The organism is Nostoc sp. MG11 (assembly GCF_014904695.1).
Taxonomy (GTDB): Bacteria; Cyanobacteriota; Cyanobacteriia; order Cyanobacteriales; family Nostocaceae; genus Komarekiella.
In genome coordinates, this window is record NZ_JACXXN010000002.1 from 335484 (window position 1) to 352017 (window position 16534).

The 16534-nt window shown below is 40.9% G+C and carries 12 protein-coding genes and 1 pseudogene; 9 read left to right on the plus strand and 4 right to left on the minus strand.

The features are described 5' to 3' along the window. The first annotated feature begins 267 nt into the window (after positions 1-267). The gene (locus tag HCR01_RS04110) at positions 268-1947 is read left to right on the plus strand and encodes an ArnT family glycosyltransferase (RefSeq protein ID WP_193194757.1); all 1680 of its coding nucleotides are present in this window, start codon (positions 268-270) and stop codon (positions 1945-1947) included. A 117-nt stretch (positions 1948-2064) separates the two neighbouring features. Further along, positions 2065-2532: a MarR family winged helix-turn-helix transcriptional regulator gene (locus HCR01_RS04115; protein WP_193194759.1), complete on the plus strand. Its 468-nt coding sequence runs from the start codon at positions 2065-2067 to the stop codon at positions 2530-2532. An 81-nt stretch (positions 2533-2613) separates the two neighbouring features. Here the strand turns inward: HCR01_RS04115 and HCR01_RS04120 are convergent. From HCR01_RS04120 to acs, 3 genes and pseudogenes are all read right to left on the minus strand, one after another. Beyond that, a pseudogene (locus HCR01_RS04120) lies at positions 2614-3394 on the minus strand (Uma2 family endonuclease). 217 nt (positions 3395-3611) lie between these two features. Then, a complete protein-coding gene (locus tag HCR01_RS04125; RefSeq protein ID WP_193194761.1) occupies positions 3612-4292 on the minus strand; it encodes a tetratricopeptide repeat protein in 681 nt (226 codons plus the stop codon). 395 nt (positions 4293-4687) lie between these two features. Continuing rightward, the gene (acs, locus tag HCR01_RS04130) at positions 4688-6661 is read right to left on the minus strand and encodes an acetate--CoA ligase (RefSeq protein ID WP_193194763.1); all 1974 of its coding nucleotides are present in this window, start codon (positions 6659-6661) and stop codon (positions 4688-4690) included. 168 nt (positions 6662-6829) lie between these two features. Here acs and HCR01_RS04135 point away from each other — a divergent pair, with 168 nt between their 5' ends. The 5 genes from HCR01_RS04135 to HCR01_RS04150 all read left to right on the plus strand — a co-directional run bounded on the left by HCR01_RS04135 (position 6830) and on the right by HCR01_RS04150 (position 10439). Continuing rightward, complete coding sequence (locus tag HCR01_RS04135) at positions 6830-7474, plus strand: restriction endonuclease subunit R (RefSeq protein WP_193194765.1); 645 nt, start codon at positions 6830-6832, stop codon at positions 7472-7474. 108 nt (positions 7475-7582) lie between these two features. Continuing rightward, positions 7583-7705, plus strand: a complete 123-nt coding sequence (locus HCR01_RS39835) for a hypothetical protein (RefSeq protein WP_264299878.1) — start codon at positions 7583-7585, stop codon at positions 7703-7705. A 90-nt stretch (positions 7706-7795) separates the two neighbouring features. Further along, positions 7796-8488: a hypothetical protein gene (locus HCR01_RS04140; protein WP_193194777.1), complete on the plus strand. Its 693-nt coding sequence runs from the start codon at positions 7796-7798 to the stop codon at positions 8486-8488. A gap of 69 nt (positions 8489-8557) precedes the next feature. After that, entirely contained in the window at positions 8558-9001 is a 444-nt protein-coding gene (locus HCR01_RS04145; protein WP_193194779.1) for a hypothetical protein, read from the plus strand. Between the two features lie 742 nt (positions 9002-9743). Next, on the plus strand, positions 9744-10439 hold the full coding sequence (locus tag HCR01_RS04150) for a response regulator transcription factor (RefSeq protein ID WP_193194781.1): 696 nt from the start codon (positions 9744-9746) through the stop codon (positions 10437-10439). Between the two features lie 816 nt (positions 10440-11255). Here HCR01_RS04150 and HCR01_RS04155 read toward each other — a convergent pair. Further along, complete coding sequence (locus tag HCR01_RS04155) at positions 11256-11540, minus strand: Npun_R1517 family heterocyst differentiation transcriptional regulator (RefSeq protein ID WP_162394713.1); 285 nt, start codon at positions 11538-11540, stop codon at positions 11256-11258. 906 nt (positions 11541-12446) lie between these two features. Here HCR01_RS04155 and HCR01_RS04160 point away from each other — a divergent pair. Both HCR01_RS04160 and HCR01_RS04165 read left to right on the plus strand, forming a co-directional pair. After that, the gene (locus HCR01_RS04160) at positions 12447-12806 is read left to right on the plus strand and encodes an NAD(P)H-quinone oxidoreductase subunit M (protein WP_162394714.1); all 360 of its coding nucleotides are present in this window, start codon (positions 12447-12449) and stop codon (positions 12804-12806) included. 1424 nt (positions 12807-14230) lie between these two features. Beyond that, positions 14231-16513, plus strand: coding sequence for a protein phosphatase 2C domain-containing protein (locus HCR01_RS04165; protein WP_193194783.1), 2283 nt, complete (start codon positions 14231-14233; stop codon positions 16511-16513). Positions 16514-16534: the final 21 nt, after the last annotated feature.

Below are 16534 nucleotides of genomic sequence, written 5' to 3' on the forward strand. Positions count from 1 at the left end.
GTTTTGCACAAATTTTTTCCCAAAATTGGCTCAATTTCAGGTAATATTTTGAACAAGCGTTCTGTAACATATTTTAATAAAAGCAAGACATATATAGCGATTCTCTGATTGATGAAATATCCGAACTAAAAAGAATCAACAACCAAATACGAGTAGCCAAAATGTATAATTTTTCTGTCTCCTGGCTCCTAAACGCAAGAGTATTGTAGACAACTGAGAACCGCGATCAGCAAGTCTACGTAACAGCATTCAATTCTGATTAATTCGATGTTGTATAGACTACAGTTATTGCAGCTTATGTGGTGGCAAATGCGCCTAGCAGCAGTATTACCATATATTAGTTTGTTGCTTTGGATACTCCCTTTGTTGCTATTCAGTTCTGGGGAGAACAGCCTCATGGCACATGATGAAGGGCTGTACGCTTGGCGTGCACGCCAGATGTTGGATTCTGGCGATTGGATAGCTCCTTGGGGCAATGCTCATCATAAAACACCTGGGCCCTATTGGTTAATTGCTGCTTCTTACCAGCTGTTTGGCATTAGCGAAGCCAGTGGACGAATTCCTACTATGATAGCTGGCATTTTTAGCCTATTACTTGTATATGAAATCGGCAAAATTTTGCTGGGTAAAAAAGTGGCGTGGTTGGCTAGTGCGATTGTGAGTGTAGAATTTCTCTGGTTGCAATACTGTCGCTTAGGTACACCTGATTTACCGATGATTTTATTGGTACTTTTAGCTATTTGGTCTTTATTAAAAGCTGAATTGCATCCTAAATATTATTATTTTTGGACTTTTATTGCTGGCTTGAGTTTAGGTTTAGGCTTCTTAGTCAGAAGCTTTATGATTTTTTTACCAATTATGGCTTTATTCCCTTATTTAATCTGGGAACATCGCCGTCATCGTCATCTTGCTAACCCAATTTTGTATTTAGGTTTAGTGGTAGGTTTAATTCCTACCTTGGGTTGGCTGTGGTTTAACTGGTTGCGCTATGGTAATTTGAGTTATGGGTATTTATTTAAGTTTGTTGTGGATTTAGGTTCTGAAGACCGTAACCACAATGGAGCATTTTTCTATGTTTGGAATATCTCTTTAAAATCATTTCCTTGGTTTTTTTTAAGTCTTTTAGGCTTAGTTTTGGCGTTACGTCGTCCACTTCCTCGCTATCAACTTATATTGGTGGGTTTTCCACTTGTACTGTTTGCGGAACTTAGTCTGTTCTCGACTCGTTTACCTCACTACAGTCTTTGTCTTTATCCTTTCATAGCGATGCTTGCGGCAGTGTGTTTAAATTGGTTAGGTAGAATTTATCAAATAGGATTTACATACCGAAAGATTTCTACTCAATCTACTTTTCAAAAGGGGAGAAGAAATTTATTAACTCCCTTTGCAAAGATAGCTGGCGATCTTCCCCGTAACCTTAGTTATGTCTGTGGTGTGTTAGGTATTGTACTTTTAATGGGGAATATAGTCGCTTTAGCTAGCGGTAATGCTGATATCCGCAAGTACTCATCACTCGGCTTGATTGTGGGGTTAGCTTGGTTAATTATGCCTGTGGTGTGGATTGGTCGTTACCGTTTTGGTTACAAGTTTCTCACAGCTCGTTACTGGGTAGCTAGTTGGTTAATTCCCTGTTGGTTAGCTTTGGCTGTGGCTGGTAGCATGGGTTTGTTAGGTGACTATAACCCTGTTTATAGAACTTTTTTACAACAAAGAGCGATCGCCTCAATTATTCAAACTCATCCCATCTATTTTGTGCAAGTGGGTGGGAAAAACGCTGTACTGCTAAATTTCTACACTCCTATTCACGCCCAACGAGTAGACACCATTTCCCAAGTACCTGCTTTTAGCTATGCTTGGATTTATACAAAAAAGCCTCCTGAATTATCTACATCTCACCGCGTTCTCGGTACAGTGAAAGACTACCAGTTGATTCAAGTCCTTCCTTAGTAATCTGCCAACAGGGATAAGCTTTCAATGTGGACTACTGAAGATATTGAAAGCAGTTATTGCTAGAACCAATTAGTCTAGTTATGATAATATTACGTACGCTAAGCAATTTTCTAAATGGTTTCCATATCCGATCATTCCCAAACTATGGAGTCATGGCAGCAAATTCTTGCACCATACAGTATGGGCTACAGAATCAAATTGTTATCACAATTGCTTAGTCGCAAGTTTACAGAGAAGCTAGAACCGTTTGGACTGACGCCATTTCATTGGTTGATATTGTGCTGTTTATGGCAAGAAGATGGTTTACCGACTTCCAGCATTGGGGACAGACTTAAACAAGTAGGAGGGACTTTAACTGGTGTACTAGACCGCATGGAAGAACGCAGCTTGGTACGTCGAGAACGTGACCCTCACGATCGCCGCATTTGGCGGATATGGCTAACGGATGCAGGTAAGGAACTAGAAACTGTCTTACCCCCAATTTCGGCAGAATTGCGTGATCTAACGATGCAAGGTATTTCCTTGACTGATCGTGAATTATTTTCGCAACTCTTGAATCAGGCGATCGCTAACCTCTCATAATTTTTGTTGTGCGATGCCTAGGTTGGGCTACGCCTACGCAGAAATATATGAAGATGTAATATTGATAGATGATAATATTTTCTAATTCAACATTTCTGGGTAAATTCCTAAAACGTTGAGTTGTTCAGCAGAAAGCGATCGCAATTTCTCTACAATTCTCTCCCGCTTTTGTCGCTCAACTTCAGCCCGTTCTTCACCTGTGAATAATAAATTTCCTTGTGCATCCCACCAGCGCAACCAAGGTAACTCTGCATTCTGATATAATCCCTGCCAAATGCCCAACTCTACCCCTAAAGGAGCAATGAGATAATGTTCTCGTTCATTGGGTTTCATCAGTTGATAAGCGTTATCGATTAGGTGATATACTCCTATCTGCGCTTTTGCTACTTCATAAATTCCATAATAAGGGACGCGGATAGCCTGCTCATAAACCCAGAACTTACCAACATTCCCACCTTCCCCTTGAGATGGCGGCGTTTGATCTCGTTCTTCTGAACCGTCTCCAGAAACAAATTCCAACACAATCAAGGGTGCAACATAATTCTTTCCACAGCACATAAGAACGCCGCGTTTTACCTTCAAGGGTCGGTGGTACATTGGGTACAAAAAACCAATCAGGTGCTTCAGCTCCTTTCTCAGGAGGATCTGTCAATCGCCAGTAGATACCTAAATCTTGCCCAATACAATATTGACTATCAGGATGAAGTTTCTCTAAAACAAGCTTAATCGAGTCAGTGAGTAAGATACTTTGGGGATGCTCTTGCCAGTTTTTGCCTCCGGCACGCTTTGCGAACACGAACGTACCATCTGAGTCTGGTAACTGGGTGTGATCAGGTAAAGTTAATGCCGATAGGGAAGTCATAGGCTTTAACTAAAGATTTGTTTGACTTTCATTGTAATCTTTAAAAGCAATATTTAAATATGCTAAATAGATTCCTTGCAAAAATACTAATTGATTATTTTTAACCACAGATGAACACTGATAAACACTGATAAGTTATTAAGCTAATCTGTATTCATCTCAGGTTTCACTATCTGACTTGATCGCGTTTTAGGCAAAGCTTCTGTAAATATGAATTTTATGAAATACTAGGATCATCTGAAGTTTTTATCTCGCGCAAAATTTGTTCAATTTGCTTAACTTTTTCATTTCGATTCTGTGCTTTGAAGATATTTAAAGCTTTTTCTAAAGAAGATAGCGCCTCATCCCGTTTATTTGTTTGCCACAATACCAGTGCTACATTAGTTAGTGCTTCACCATAGTTGGGATTAATTTCTAAAGCTTTCTGATATTCAGTAATGGCTTCTGTCCAGCGACTTTGGCTAGCGTAAACCATACCGATCGCATTATAAGCTAGAGCATATTGTGACCTAATCTGAATGGCTTCTCGGTAAGCGCTAACTGCTGCTTCTGGTTGATTTTGACGAAAGAGCGTATTTCCTAGTTGAAAGTGTCCAAATGCATCTTCTGGGAATTTTTTAATAAATTTACGTAAATTGTCTTCTGCACCTTTGAAGTCTCCTTGATTGTACAGAGCATTAGCTTGTTGGATCAGCTGCGATCGCTCTGCTGGTTGTTCCGCACCAGAAAACTGGGCTAATTTTTGTGGTTGCTTCTGTGCAGACTGTTGAGGTGTGTGCAGAGAAATTCCTGTAACTGCTAACACTGATGGTGATATGCCAATTGCAGTTATGATACTCAGCATCATGCAGCTAAGAGGTTGAATAAATACTGATTTTAGTTGGCTATTCAGCTTCATTGTCCTCAATGCCTTAATAATGTCCTGATTATCATCATAATTAGTAAATGCGTAATTCTGACTCTTGCATTGTGTTCAACATATTCTGTCAGCGTTAAAATATGAGTTCTCTTCCATAAATCGAAATAGCTATTGCAAAACTGCCAAAAACTGAGGCACGAAAGCTTTTAGAATGGCTCCAGGTATATCTAGATGACGCTTGGGACAGACAAATTGAAGCAGATATAAAATTAGGTCGCCTCAACAGTTTGCTACAACGTGCTGAGGCAGATATTGCTGCCAATCGCACCAAACCAATCGATGAATTGGGTCACATGATGAATATGAGAAGCTAATTGATTGAAATAGGGGACTTTAGTAGGGGCGCAAGGGCTTACGCCCCTATGATGAATTGTCTAATTGCCTTCCCGCAACTGATCTAACACGCTTCTATCTTCTAATGTGGAAGTATCACCAGATACTTCTTGCCCAGATGCTAAATTCCGTAATAAGCGCCGCATAATTTTACCCGATCGCGTTTTGGGCAAGGCATCTGTAAAGCGAATTTCTCCAGGACGAGCGATCGCACCAATTTCTTTTACAACGTGTTGCTTAAGTTCTTTACTCAGTTCCTCACTCGCCTGATAAGTCCCCTCTAAAGTCACAAAAGCAACTACTTCTTCACCTTTGAGTTCATCTGGCTTACCTACTACTGCCGCTTCTGCAACTGCTGGATGAGAAACCAAGGCCGATTCTACTTCCATTGTACCAAGACGATGCCCCGATACGTTAAGTACATCATCTACGCGACCCATTACCCAGAAATAGCCGTCTTCATCTTGTCTTGCACCATCACCAGCAAAGTAAGTATAGTTGCCATCTTTAGGGGGGATGTGTTCCCAGTAGGTGCGGCGGAAGCGTTCTGGATCACCGTAGACTGTCCGCATCATCCCTGGCCAAGGATGACGCACCGCCAGATAACCACCTTCGCTGTTGGGTACGGTGTTGCCTTCCAAATCTACGACATCTGCAAGAATTCCTGGGAAGGGAAGAGTTGCAGAACCAGGTTTAGTAGGAATTGCTCCTGGTAGAGGCGTAATCATGATGCCGCCAGTTTCAGTTTGCCACCAAGTATCAACAATTGGGCAACGTTCACCACCAATTACTTTGTGATACCACATCCAAGCTTCTGGATTAATTGGTTCGCCGACGGTTCCCAGCAAACGCAACGAAGACAAATTTCGCGCATTGGGATGTTGTTCACCCATCTTAATAAATGCCCGAATTGCTGTCGGTGCGGTATAAAAAATATTCACGCCGTATTTTTCAATCACATCCCAGAAACAGCCTGGATTGGAAGCACGGGGCGCACCTTCATACATCAAAGTTGTTGCACCGTTAGAAAGAGGCCCATAGACAATATAGCTGTGTCCAGTAATCCAACCTACGTCTGCGGTACACCAGTATACATCTGTGTCTTGCAGGTCGAAGATCCATTTGGTGGTGATATGGGTATATAAGTTATAACCAGCAGTTGTATGCACCACACCTTTCGGTTTACCTGTACTACCGGAAGTGTAGAGGACAAATAGCATATCTTCGCTGTCCATTGGTTCAGCGGGACAATCAGCTGATACACCTTTTTGTAAATCATGCCACCAATGATCGCGTCCACCTAATTGCATATAAGTTTCCTGTCCGGTGCGCTTAACAACCAAGACGTTTTGCACACTGGGAACAGCACCATCAGCTAAGGCTTTGTCTACCTGTTCTTTAAGAGGAACGATCGCATCTTTGCGCCAACCACCATCAGCAGTGATTACTAGCTTTGCTTGAGCATCAATTAAGCGATCGCGCAAAGCTTCAGCACTAAAACCACCAAATACTACACTATGAGGTGCGCCAATTCTGGCACAAGCTAACATAGCGATCGCAGCTTCGGGAATCATTGGCATATAGATACCGACGCGATCGCCTTTTTGTACCCCCAGTTGCTTGAGCACATTGGCAAACTGGCAAACTTCCCGATGCAGTTGGGCATAAGTAAGGGTACGCGAATCTCCTGGTTCCCCTTCCCAAATTAGTGCAGCTTTATTCTTACGCCAGGTTGTGAGGTGTCGATCAAGGCAGTTGTAAGAGATATTGATTTTACCACCAACGAACCACTTAGCAAAAGGCGGTTGCCAGTCGAGAACTGTGTCCCATTTTTGGAACCAGTGCAACTCCTTTTCAGCCAATTCTGCCCAGAATTGCTGAGGATCAGCTTTAGCTTGCTCATAGAGACGCTGATAGTCTTCCAGACTTTTGATATGAGCGTTCTGAGAAAATTCGCTAGGAGGATGGAATAGGCGCTTCTCTTGTAGGATTGATTCTATAGTTGGTTGAGACATAGTTATGGTTACAAACGGTATTGTTACTGAACTATATTCTTAACGGAGATTTGTCCGAAAGTGTTTAGAGTTTCGTTAAGCTGCGCGAATCTAAAGTGTGGCATTGCAACATCTCTGCTGAGAATATTGCAAGATGATAAGTAGTCTTGACAAACAACGCTTGAAGCTATGCCACTTATTGTCGAAGCCAGCAGCCTATCTCTCAACGATGTTCATCGTTTTCTTAAACTAGAAAAGCTTTCAAATGCTTCATTCACAGATTTTTTAAGTCTAGAACCACTCTCTGAGTTTGAACAGCAGGATCTATTGCGAATTAGAAGTGACTTTGAGCGTTACTTAAGTGCAGGTAAAATTTCTGAGGGTTTAGTTAAATTTTTAACTATTGCACCACTAATGCGGTTAGCTGGGTTTTATGACGTGCCGATTCGGTTGACGATGGAAGATAGCATTGCGATCGCTGTCGAAGATGAAGATAAAAAAATTACCGGACGGATGGACATTTTAGCAATCAGCAGTCCGCAAACTAATACTGCACCACCTTTTTGGGTTCTAGTGATTGAAACGAAAAACAGTGCGATTAATGTGATTGAGGGTTTACCTCAATTACTCACTTATGCTTTTAAGAGTTTAGAGCAGCAGACATCTGTTTGGGGTCTGGTAACTAATGGGCAGCTTTATCAATTTGTTTATCTAAGACGTGATCAGCAGCTAACTTATCAGGTAATGACATTACTGAACTTAAATGAATCTGAGGGAGCAACAAAGTTACTACAAGTTCTCAAAGCTATCTGCCAGTTACTAAATTTTCAGTAAAATGAACGTAAACTTAGGGGCGATCGCTTATGTCTGAACCTGCTATCCTAGAATTTGTCTCTAGGAGTTTATGAAGGTAAATAAAGATTTTTTACTACTGAAAATCAATTGATACCCTCATCTGAAGAACTAGCTGAACAAGAAAGTTTACGCGCTCAACAAGCAGAGCAAGAAATAGCTCGATTGCGTGAGGTTTTGCGAGCACAGGGCATCAACCAGAAGAATATTTGACCGCATCTGGAAATTAACAGAGACATTTTCCAGTTAAAATTAGTTGTAAATTTGTAAAAAAAGCGTTATTTTCTGAAGTAGGGCATCTGTTTGCAAGCAAAAGAAATTAAGGATAAGCTAAAGTCCCTCATCGAGCAAGCTTCCTCGATAGATCCTGATTTAGCGAGAAGATTAGATGAAATCAATCGCTGGGTAAAAAACATTAGGCCGGGAAATCTGACTGCTAAACCATTTGTCCTAGCCTTCCTCTTAGAGGTAATTACAGATTCTACAATTTGGCTGATAATCAAATCCCTACCCTCGGCAGAAGAACAAAAAGCAAAATTCGAGCAGATGACGCCTAATGAGAGATATTGGTATGGTTATCTCTTTCCAAGATGGATCAATGCAAGTGACTCCAAATTTTATATTTGGAAGCAAAAATTAATGTCAGGCGAATTTAATCAGGTAGATAATGATATCATTAGATCCATAGCTCAAGATGTTGTCCAGCGGGAAGGTAGTGTTTGGCAGCGCTATATTGCCGACCTCTCTATGGCAACAGATTTAATTATTAGTAGTCGTAATAATCAACCGCTCTGCATTCAAGTTACCAGTGTCAGTGAAGAACTCAATCAACAAAAGTACCAAGCTTGGCAAAATACACTGCGATCGTGGGAAATAGAGAGAGGACTATTCTTAAGTTACAATCCCAAAAATTATAACTTTGTCAACCAGTTAGTTAATGTAGCACTGTTTAACAGTGATTATCTTTCTGGTGGCAAGTATTTAAAATTTTCGTAATCCTCTCAGGAATTTGATATTCAAGATTTGTGTCATAGCCTACATACTTACCTGCTTATTACAGCTTTTATGGGTAATCAACGAGAAACTCACAGCTACGAAAATCGAATAGATAAATTTGCTGAAGCTTTAGAAACAGCCCGACAAATGCAACAGAACTGGTTAACTTACGGGCTTGATTTTGTTAATTTTTATGTTGAGGATGTGGATGGAGATTGGCTAGAAACTTGGGGACATGACGAAATATTAGGTAATTCTCAGTTAGATGCTATTAAAGAATTTCTAGTAAGTGATGATCATGTAGCTGTAAAAATAAGAGAACATTTGGGAGAACGTTCACTGTTTGATTTAGCAGTGAATTTAGAAGAATGTTGCAGAATTGCCGAAGTAAATGACAGGTTATCTGCTGTTAAGAATCTGTTGGCTGGTCAAGGAAATAGTTTTGATAGAGACCATATCGATTTATTGGATTTAGCAGATAGTCTGCTGGCAAAGTTGGTAGAAATTTTGTGAAATTGTGCGATTTTTGAATAGCCTCATACTATTTTAAGAATCTTTGTAACAGATGCGGCTGTAATGGCGTACATCTAGCTGTATGCTCTGACCCATGTCTTTCTTTGTAGCAGAGGTACTAAGGGCATTGGTATCAACTTCAGCTCAAACACTCAATTTCCAGTAGTTTCAGATCCCCCAACCCCCTTCAAAAGGGGGCATTCGATTCTAATTCCCCCCTTAAAAAGGGGAGCCAGCGCGGTCTTGGGGTCTCCCCAAGTGGAGCGACTGGCGTGAGTTAGGGGGGATCTCAAGTCTCGGTGGGACATCGAAAAACTTTGAAATGCTTATCAGACTAGGCTTTCACGTTAAGTTGACACCAATGTACTAAGGGAACTCCAACAAATAAATTATCTAATCTTGTGGGGTGGGCATCTTGTCCGCCCGAAACGCACATCCTACAAGAGATATTGGGATATTTTATTACTTGGAAGTCCCGAATTCGGGACTGGGAACTCATTACTGATTAGGTATATTGAGTACAAAGCTTGCTAAATTGACATTCCAAGCCTGAATGTTCTAAATTTTAGTGTATTTTGTGACTACGGAGTGTGCAAAGCCCAATAACCAGCGGGCTACGCCTACGCACATTGTCCTTCTCTTGTAGTGACATTAGAAATCAATAGGTTTTTCCTTGTTCCTTTTGTCCAATGACTGTCAACTTTCGCTAAATTGGAAAAAGGTAAATTCAAGGAAATTTTAAATGTCAGCACAACTGTTACTGGTAGATGATGAACCAGGATTGCGTGAAGCCGTGAAAGACTATTTGCAAGAAAGCGGTTTCAGCGTTCAAGTTGCCAGTAACGCCCGTGAGGGTTGGGACTTGATGCAGCAAAATACACCTGATTTAGTTATTTCTGATGTCATGATGCCCCAAGTGGATGGCTATCAGTTCCTCAAGCAATTGCGAGAAGACCCCCGCTTCCAAGCGCTTCCAGTAGTATTCTTGACTGCTAAAGGCATGACAGGCGATCGCATCCAAGGCTATCAAGCTGGTGTTGATGCTTATCTACCCAAACCCTTTGATCCAGATGAGTTAGTGGCAATAGTCGAAAACTTACTAACCCGCCGCACCGCCGCGCCTCTAGCGACGGGAGAAGAAGTTGAAACTCCTGATATTGCTGAACTGGCCAATCAGATTGCTCAAATTAAGGCCTTATTAACTCAAAGAAGTGCAATTTCTCAATCCCCAGCCCCCTTCAAAATCGATTTAACTCCCAGGGAACAAAGTGTTTTAAACTTGGTAGCCGAAGGGTTGATGAACAAAGAAATCGCTCGTCGCTTAGAAACTAGTGTCCGTAATGTAGAAAAGTATGTGAGTCGTTTGTTTAGTAAAACTGGCACTAATAGCCGTACGGAGTTAGTTCGTTTTGCTCTAGAACACGGTCTTGCTAAATAAATAGCCCGTAAAATCCTCTTTTAATTATGCTAATAGGTAACTGGCTGCTAATTCATTACCTAATTACTAGTAATAAGTATTGAAACACGATCCCACTTGCGGGATCGTGTTTTTGGGCATAGGGGATGGGGCAATACGGTTCGGTTAAAGGGGAAAGGGAAAAAGAAAAGGGTAATTTCAAACCTTTCCCCTTACTTTTTTCAGTCCACAGCAGAGGTGAAAAGTGCTTATCCGAACCGTATTGGGGGATGGGGCGGCTTTCCTCCTTGCCCACTCTCTTGACAAGATTTCTCGCCTCTTTCAATAAAACATAAGTATTCTAACCAAGATGATATTAGCTACATTCTTCAGGTACTTAACTAAGTTTACTACTGGCACAAAAATAGCATTCTTCAACTTCGTAAAATACTACATTAGGTAACGACAGTAGCTCGTAACATCAACTATAAATATTATCCAAAATACTTGATTTGTTCAGATATTTAACTGAATCAGTTACTAGCTAATATTAATTCAAATCTAAGTGCAACAATGTTTTGAGGATTCTCTGGGAATATAAATTTAGAAAAATTGCAACCAACCTTGGAAGCAAGGTATGACTGCATGAGAAGTCACCTAAGTATATTCGTAGTGTATGGGTTAAAGACTACTGTAGATGCTTCTTTAGCTTCCCTTGGGGTAAGCTCTAGCTCGTAGCCGTGGAGTTAATTTGTACAAGCCAACTGATGATAAGAGCAAATAGGCAAATAGACAAATTTAACACCAATTCAATATTTGATGCTTAATTCACGATTTGCCACTACTCAAACTACACTTTTAAGCTTGTGCGTTATCAGCAGCATTACGCAAGCGCATTAGCTGACGTCGCATTTGAGGTGAGGCTTTGAACTCAGATACTTCCTGGGCTTTAACAGACGCTTGTAGCGTCTCCAGAAAGTCGTCAGATCCCTCGGTTAAAGCATCAAGTAGCACCTGTAGCAGTTGCTCGCGATCGCCCAATAGACTCTTTTCCTCAATCAACCGAAATTTCAGATGTATCTCGCATTCATAAACACCTACTTCGAGATTATTTATTTGGCGTGGTAATGCTTTGGAGTTCATAATTTTTAGGATTCCTTTATTTGGGGGCTATCAGGGTCAGAAAGTAGATCTCCAGCAAAAATTCTTTATATTTTTTTTGAATCCAAAGTGTTTGAATTAAGAATTTTTCTTCATCCATCACATTTGTATTCCATTTCACTCTCCTGTGGTTTTTTTTTTGAAGCTAGACTTTCACTGTCTAGGTTTTGCCATGCCTGCGCTAGATGTCGCTCAAGGTAAGCCATAACTATTATTCAGTTTTTAAGATTCCATACAATAAAGTTTCTGTAAGAAGTTGTTCTGGCTTTTTAAAGGTTTTTACATCAACTTTATCTTTACGTCAATAACAGTTTGAGTTGTTACTAGATTTTTGGTGTTTATACGTAAGTAAAAACGCTGATTTTTTTCCATTTAATGAGAGCCAGAGGTCGATGTACCACAACTACGTAAAACTACTTGATGTACGTTTTATTCATCAGCAAATTTAGAAGACGTTAATGAGCAAAGTTATTCAAGATAAACTTTTTTCTGAAGGACAACATATGCACTACTCAAATTATTCCAGTCGAGTATTTTATCCTACTGTCTTCTGACCCTGATAAGGACGAAAAGTTAGGCTGTTAAGCTTTGGTAAGATTAGCAGACCGCTGAGACTTGTTTGTGGTTTTCTCAAATGAAAACACTCTACCCAATAATTGTGGTAAGAGAACAATTAGGCGACTTTAAATCCTAGCAGTGATTTCCTGCTTCAACCCTTAACAGCAGTCGGAGCAACAAGTAACCCAGGCGATATTTTGACTTCAGCCCGTTCAATATTCCTTTGGGGAGTTAAGGCTGGGCTTAAAGCTTGTGAGTTAAGGACATTCAAGCTCAGGTATAACGTCTACAATGATTTCAGTGTAATTCACCCAAATCTTACACCCTCTTATGGATAACCCGATGCTGCTCAAGTCCACAACCCGTCATATCCGCATTTTTGCGGCTGAAATGGATCGGGATGGCGAACTGCTTCCTAGTAATCAAGTTTTAACGTTAGATGTTGACCCAGACAACGAATTCAATTGGAATGAAGATGCACTGCAAAAGATTTATCGGAAGTTTGATGAACTAGTAGAAGCATCTAGCGGTGTGGACTTAACAGACTATAACTTGCGTCGCATTGGTTCAGACTTGGAGCATTTTTTGCGATCGCTCCTGCAACAAGGCGAAGTCAGTTACAATCTCTCTGCACGTGTTACTAACTACAGCATGGGAATCCCCCAAGTTGCAGCTGACGGTAATCAATAAAATCAAGAGTTCTCAAATTATGAGTTATGAGTTCTGTAACTCTTGACTCATCGGGACACGGTTCGTCCGTGCCCCAACTAACTCTTAAATGATGATTCTGAATAAAACCCCGCTGTATCATCAAACTGCTCAAACAGTATATTTATGATTTTGTTTGTTCTATTTACAACTTGTTAATAGTAGAACCCCATCACAATTTGCTAAGGTTTTCACCTCTAGAACAGTCAAACTTAACTTTTGTGAGAATGTCCCACGAATCCTAGCATGAAAATTTAATCTTTTAAAGAATTTAGTAGCAGCAAATTAAATTTTATAAAATCTTACACTTGAGAATTTACCAACTCACCCAATGGGCTAGTATCAGGTTTAACGCCAGTTGTAATGTATTATTCTCAGTACCACTAATCAGAAGTTTGAGGTAATGTTAGCTGGGACATAGATAGGTAGACTTCAACAGAATAGATGAGCAATTCATGACATAACTTAAGTTTTTCTCCAATGGTAATAAAAATAACTATATAATTGCTGAGCTAACAATATTTAACAATAATGACTTGATTGAAATAAGATACTTACCTCAATTAAGCGAGCCTAAAAACCTAATTTTGCAGAAATCTGTTCAATACAAACACCTTCAAAAAGTTAACACCAAAAATTTAAATAAGCAGGTTTTTATCAATTAGAGATTGCTAGTAAATTTCTTTAAAATTTAAAGTTGGAAAGAAATTAGCGGAGGTTTGTATTAATAGGTATATTTGCATTCCTCAGCGTAACCATTGCCGGAGTATTAGTAATTGATAGCAACAATTGCTCTAATACATTACTACTACTACGAAATGGAGTAATAATCTTCAATTTACAGCCTAAAAACCAGATAAATCGCCTGCTTTGGGTAATCGCTAAAATTGCTGACTGTTGATTACAGACCAATAATGTTCTAATTTGTTTATTTGTCAACGTGGAAAATGCTAAATTTTAGCAAATATTTATTACCGATATTAAAAATTATTTAGAATCACGATAACTTTATAGTTTATCTATCTTAATTCTTAATTAAAGTTCATTGGTGGCTTCCTACTTATAAACTAAATGAATACCAACATTATCTATCTTTTGATTATGAGGTAATTTAGCAAAAGAAAATAGCATAGCTGACCTTGGGTTATGTTTTGGTGACAGGCTTAGCGTTAGTTGTTCTAGTGATGCAGAGTCACAGAGCAATAGAGGCTATGATTGAGGCTATAGGTTGACTTAGGAGCGTGTTCTTTGGATAAGTAGGTAAATTAAGTATTAGCACCTGCTGGTATCTGCCAGCTAAAATTATCATCCAAAGTTTGGATATGTGTTCAAGAAACATTAGCGGTCTAGGTTGCCGCTGCCAATGCTGTTGAAGAAATTGCCAAGCGCTGATCGGTGCGACAACTATGGAAAATGAAGCGGCAACGCTCTACTGCCCAAATGAAAACTGTCAGGCTCTCAACCCCCTGACTCACAAGTTTTGCCAGCGATGCTCCACACCCCTACCCAAAATTTATCTTTGGGCTGTGGTAGATGGATTGAGTGTGGGTAGCCCTGGAGAAATATTAGCCGATCGCTATTTAGTCATCAATCAATCTGTAGTTTTAGATACGAAGCCAGGTTTATTACCTCAAACGCCTGAGTTAGATGATGTAGAGGTAATCAGAGCTTATTTGAGGCTAATTCCCTACCGCTTAAATGTACCGCAGGTATATGGAGTGTTGCCTCTAACTAACGGGCATTCCCATCAAGAAATCTTGCTTTTAGAACAACCACCACTGCTTGTAGATGACATTCAACAAGTGCATCTATGCAGCGAATTAATTACAGCTTGGCGTGATGCGACATCAATGCGTCAACTAAATTGGCTATGGCAATTAGCTCATCTGTGGGAACCGCTTTTAAGTGAAGGCGTCGTTTCTAGCTTGCTTGATCCTGATTTATTGCGGGTAGAAGGGCCATTAGTACGCTTGTTAGAATTGCGTTTCGACCCTGAAACAGTGCCAGAACTGACCCAATTAGGGGAATTTTGGCAGCAATTACTGAGCGAAACCAAGCCAGTCATAGCTGAATTTGTCAGCGTTATTAGCCATTCTCTGATTCAAGGAGAGATTAACTCACCTGAGCAATTAATCGCAGTTTTAGATCGCGGACTAGCAGAATTAGGGCGATCGCAAACACCCACGATCACAATTGCTACCAAAACTGACACTGGGCCCAGCCGCCAACGCAACGAAGATGCTTGTTATCCCCCCAGTGGCACACTTCTAAGCAAACCACCACAGCCGACAGCCTTAGCAATTGTCTGTGATGGCATTGGCGGACACGAGGGAGGCAATGTTGCATCAAATTTAGCAATTGAAACGATCCAGCAGCAGGTACAACAATTAACAAAAGTTCCCTACGATCACATAGACCCTCCAATGCTGCTGGCTGACTTAGAATTGGCGGTAGCAGTTGCCAATGACAAAATTAGTCAGCGCAACGATGGGGAAAATCGCCAAGGGCGTCAACGCATGGGCACAACCTTAGTGATGGCATTGCCCGTTGCTCATGAAATGTACATTACTCACGTTGGCGATAGTCGTGCCTATTGGATTACACGCCACGGCTGTTACCAAGTTACTCTTGATGATGATGTCGCTTCCCGCGAGGTACGGCTAGGCTATGCAGTCTACCGCGAGGCTGTGCAACAAAGTGCTTCTGGCTCTCTTGTGCAGGCTTTGGGGATGAGTCCCAGCACTTCATTGCATCCGACTTCCCAACGATTTCTTCTCGATGAAGATGCTGTTTTTCTGCTCACATCTGATGGTTTGAGTGATTTTGATCGCGTAGAGGAGTTCTGGGAAACGGAAATTTTGCCGATTCTGGCTAGTGAAGTTAATTTAGCAACGGTTGCGGACAGATTAGTAGAAATCGCCAATACTAAGAATGGACACGATAATGTCACCATTGCTTTAGTACATTATCAAGTCCAATACTGGGAACCAGAAATCACAGTAAAAGCAGTTATTCCAGACAGTGCCTCAGTAAAAAATGCCAATTTAGCGTCCAGAGGGGCAGGTGGAACAGTTCTAGGCAGCCCCAATCAGAAAACTCAGGTAATTCCAGAAAGCAAGCCAGCCAAAACCCCCCAATTACCGCTACAGTTTCTAGTCCCGTTAATATTGGTGATAGCCGCAGGTTCTCTGGGATACTTTGTGATGAAACTGCGATCGCCATCTGTGTCGATTCCATTGCTGTCTAGTCCGACACCCCAACAGCCAACTCCCGCAGCAACACCTGAACAACAGCGATCGCTCGCTAACCTTGCAGCCGGGTGGGTAATTCAAACTCAGCGTGAAATCCCACTGAGAAACAACCAATCGCTTCCCTCTGGTACTTTTTTAGAAGTTGTAGAGACAATCCCAAGTACTAGAACTGCTTCTGGTGGCTCTGAGGTGCAACTGCGGCTCTGCTCAAATAAAATCACGCCAACAGCAAATACAAACAAGCCACCAGCATCTTCCCCTGCCGCTGTAACAACATCTTTGCCGCAAGAGAAAACAGTATTGATTGACTTCTCCCAACTGAAACGTTTTGGAGTCTCTGTTTTGCCATCGGATGCGCCAAGTCCATGTAATACTATCACGCAACCGCCAGTTAGTAATTCACCCGGCACAAGTCCAACTGAATCAAATACTCGATAAACTGGTAGAAACCTGAAATAA

Excerpts from the sequence above, each read along its gene's own strand:
- HCR01_RS04110 (WP_193194757.1), top strand. The coding sequence starts at position 268 with ATGTTGTATAGACTACAGTTATTGCAGCTTATGTGGTGGCAAATGCGC.
- HCR01_RS04115 (WP_193194759.1), top strand. The coding sequence starts at position 2,065 with ATGGTTTCCATATCCGATCATTCCCAAACTATGGAGTCATGGCAGCAA.
- HCR01_RS04125 (WP_193194761.1), bottom strand. The coding sequence starts at position 4,292 with ATGAAGCTGAATAGCCAACTAAAATCAGTATTTATTCAACCTCTTAGC.
- acs (WP_193194763.1), bottom strand. The coding sequence starts at position 6,661 with ATGTCTCAACCAACTATAGAATCAATCCTACAAGAGAAGCGCCTATTC.
- HCR01_RS04135 (WP_193194765.1), top strand. The coding sequence starts at position 6,830 with ATGCCACTTATTGTCGAAGCCAGCAGCCTATCTCTCAACGATGTTCAT.
- HCR01_RS04145 (WP_193194779.1), top strand. The coding sequence starts at position 8,558 with ATGGGTAATCAACGAGAAACTCACAGCTACGAAAATCGAATAGATAAA.
- HCR01_RS04150 (WP_193194781.1), top strand. The coding sequence starts at position 9,744 with ATGTCAGCACAACTGTTACTGGTAGATGATGAACCAGGATTGCGTGAA.
- HCR01_RS04155 (WP_162394713.1), bottom strand. The coding sequence starts at position 11,540 with ATGAACTCCAAAGCATTACCACGCCAAATAAATAATCTCGAAGTAGGT.
- HCR01_RS04160 (WP_162394714.1), top strand. The coding sequence starts at position 12,447 with ATGGATAACCCGATGCTGCTCAAGTCCACAACCCGTCATATCCGCATT.
- HCR01_RS04165 (WP_193194783.1), top strand. The coding sequence starts at position 14,231 with ATGGAAAATGAAGCGGCAACGCTCTACTGCCCAAATGAAAACTGTCAG.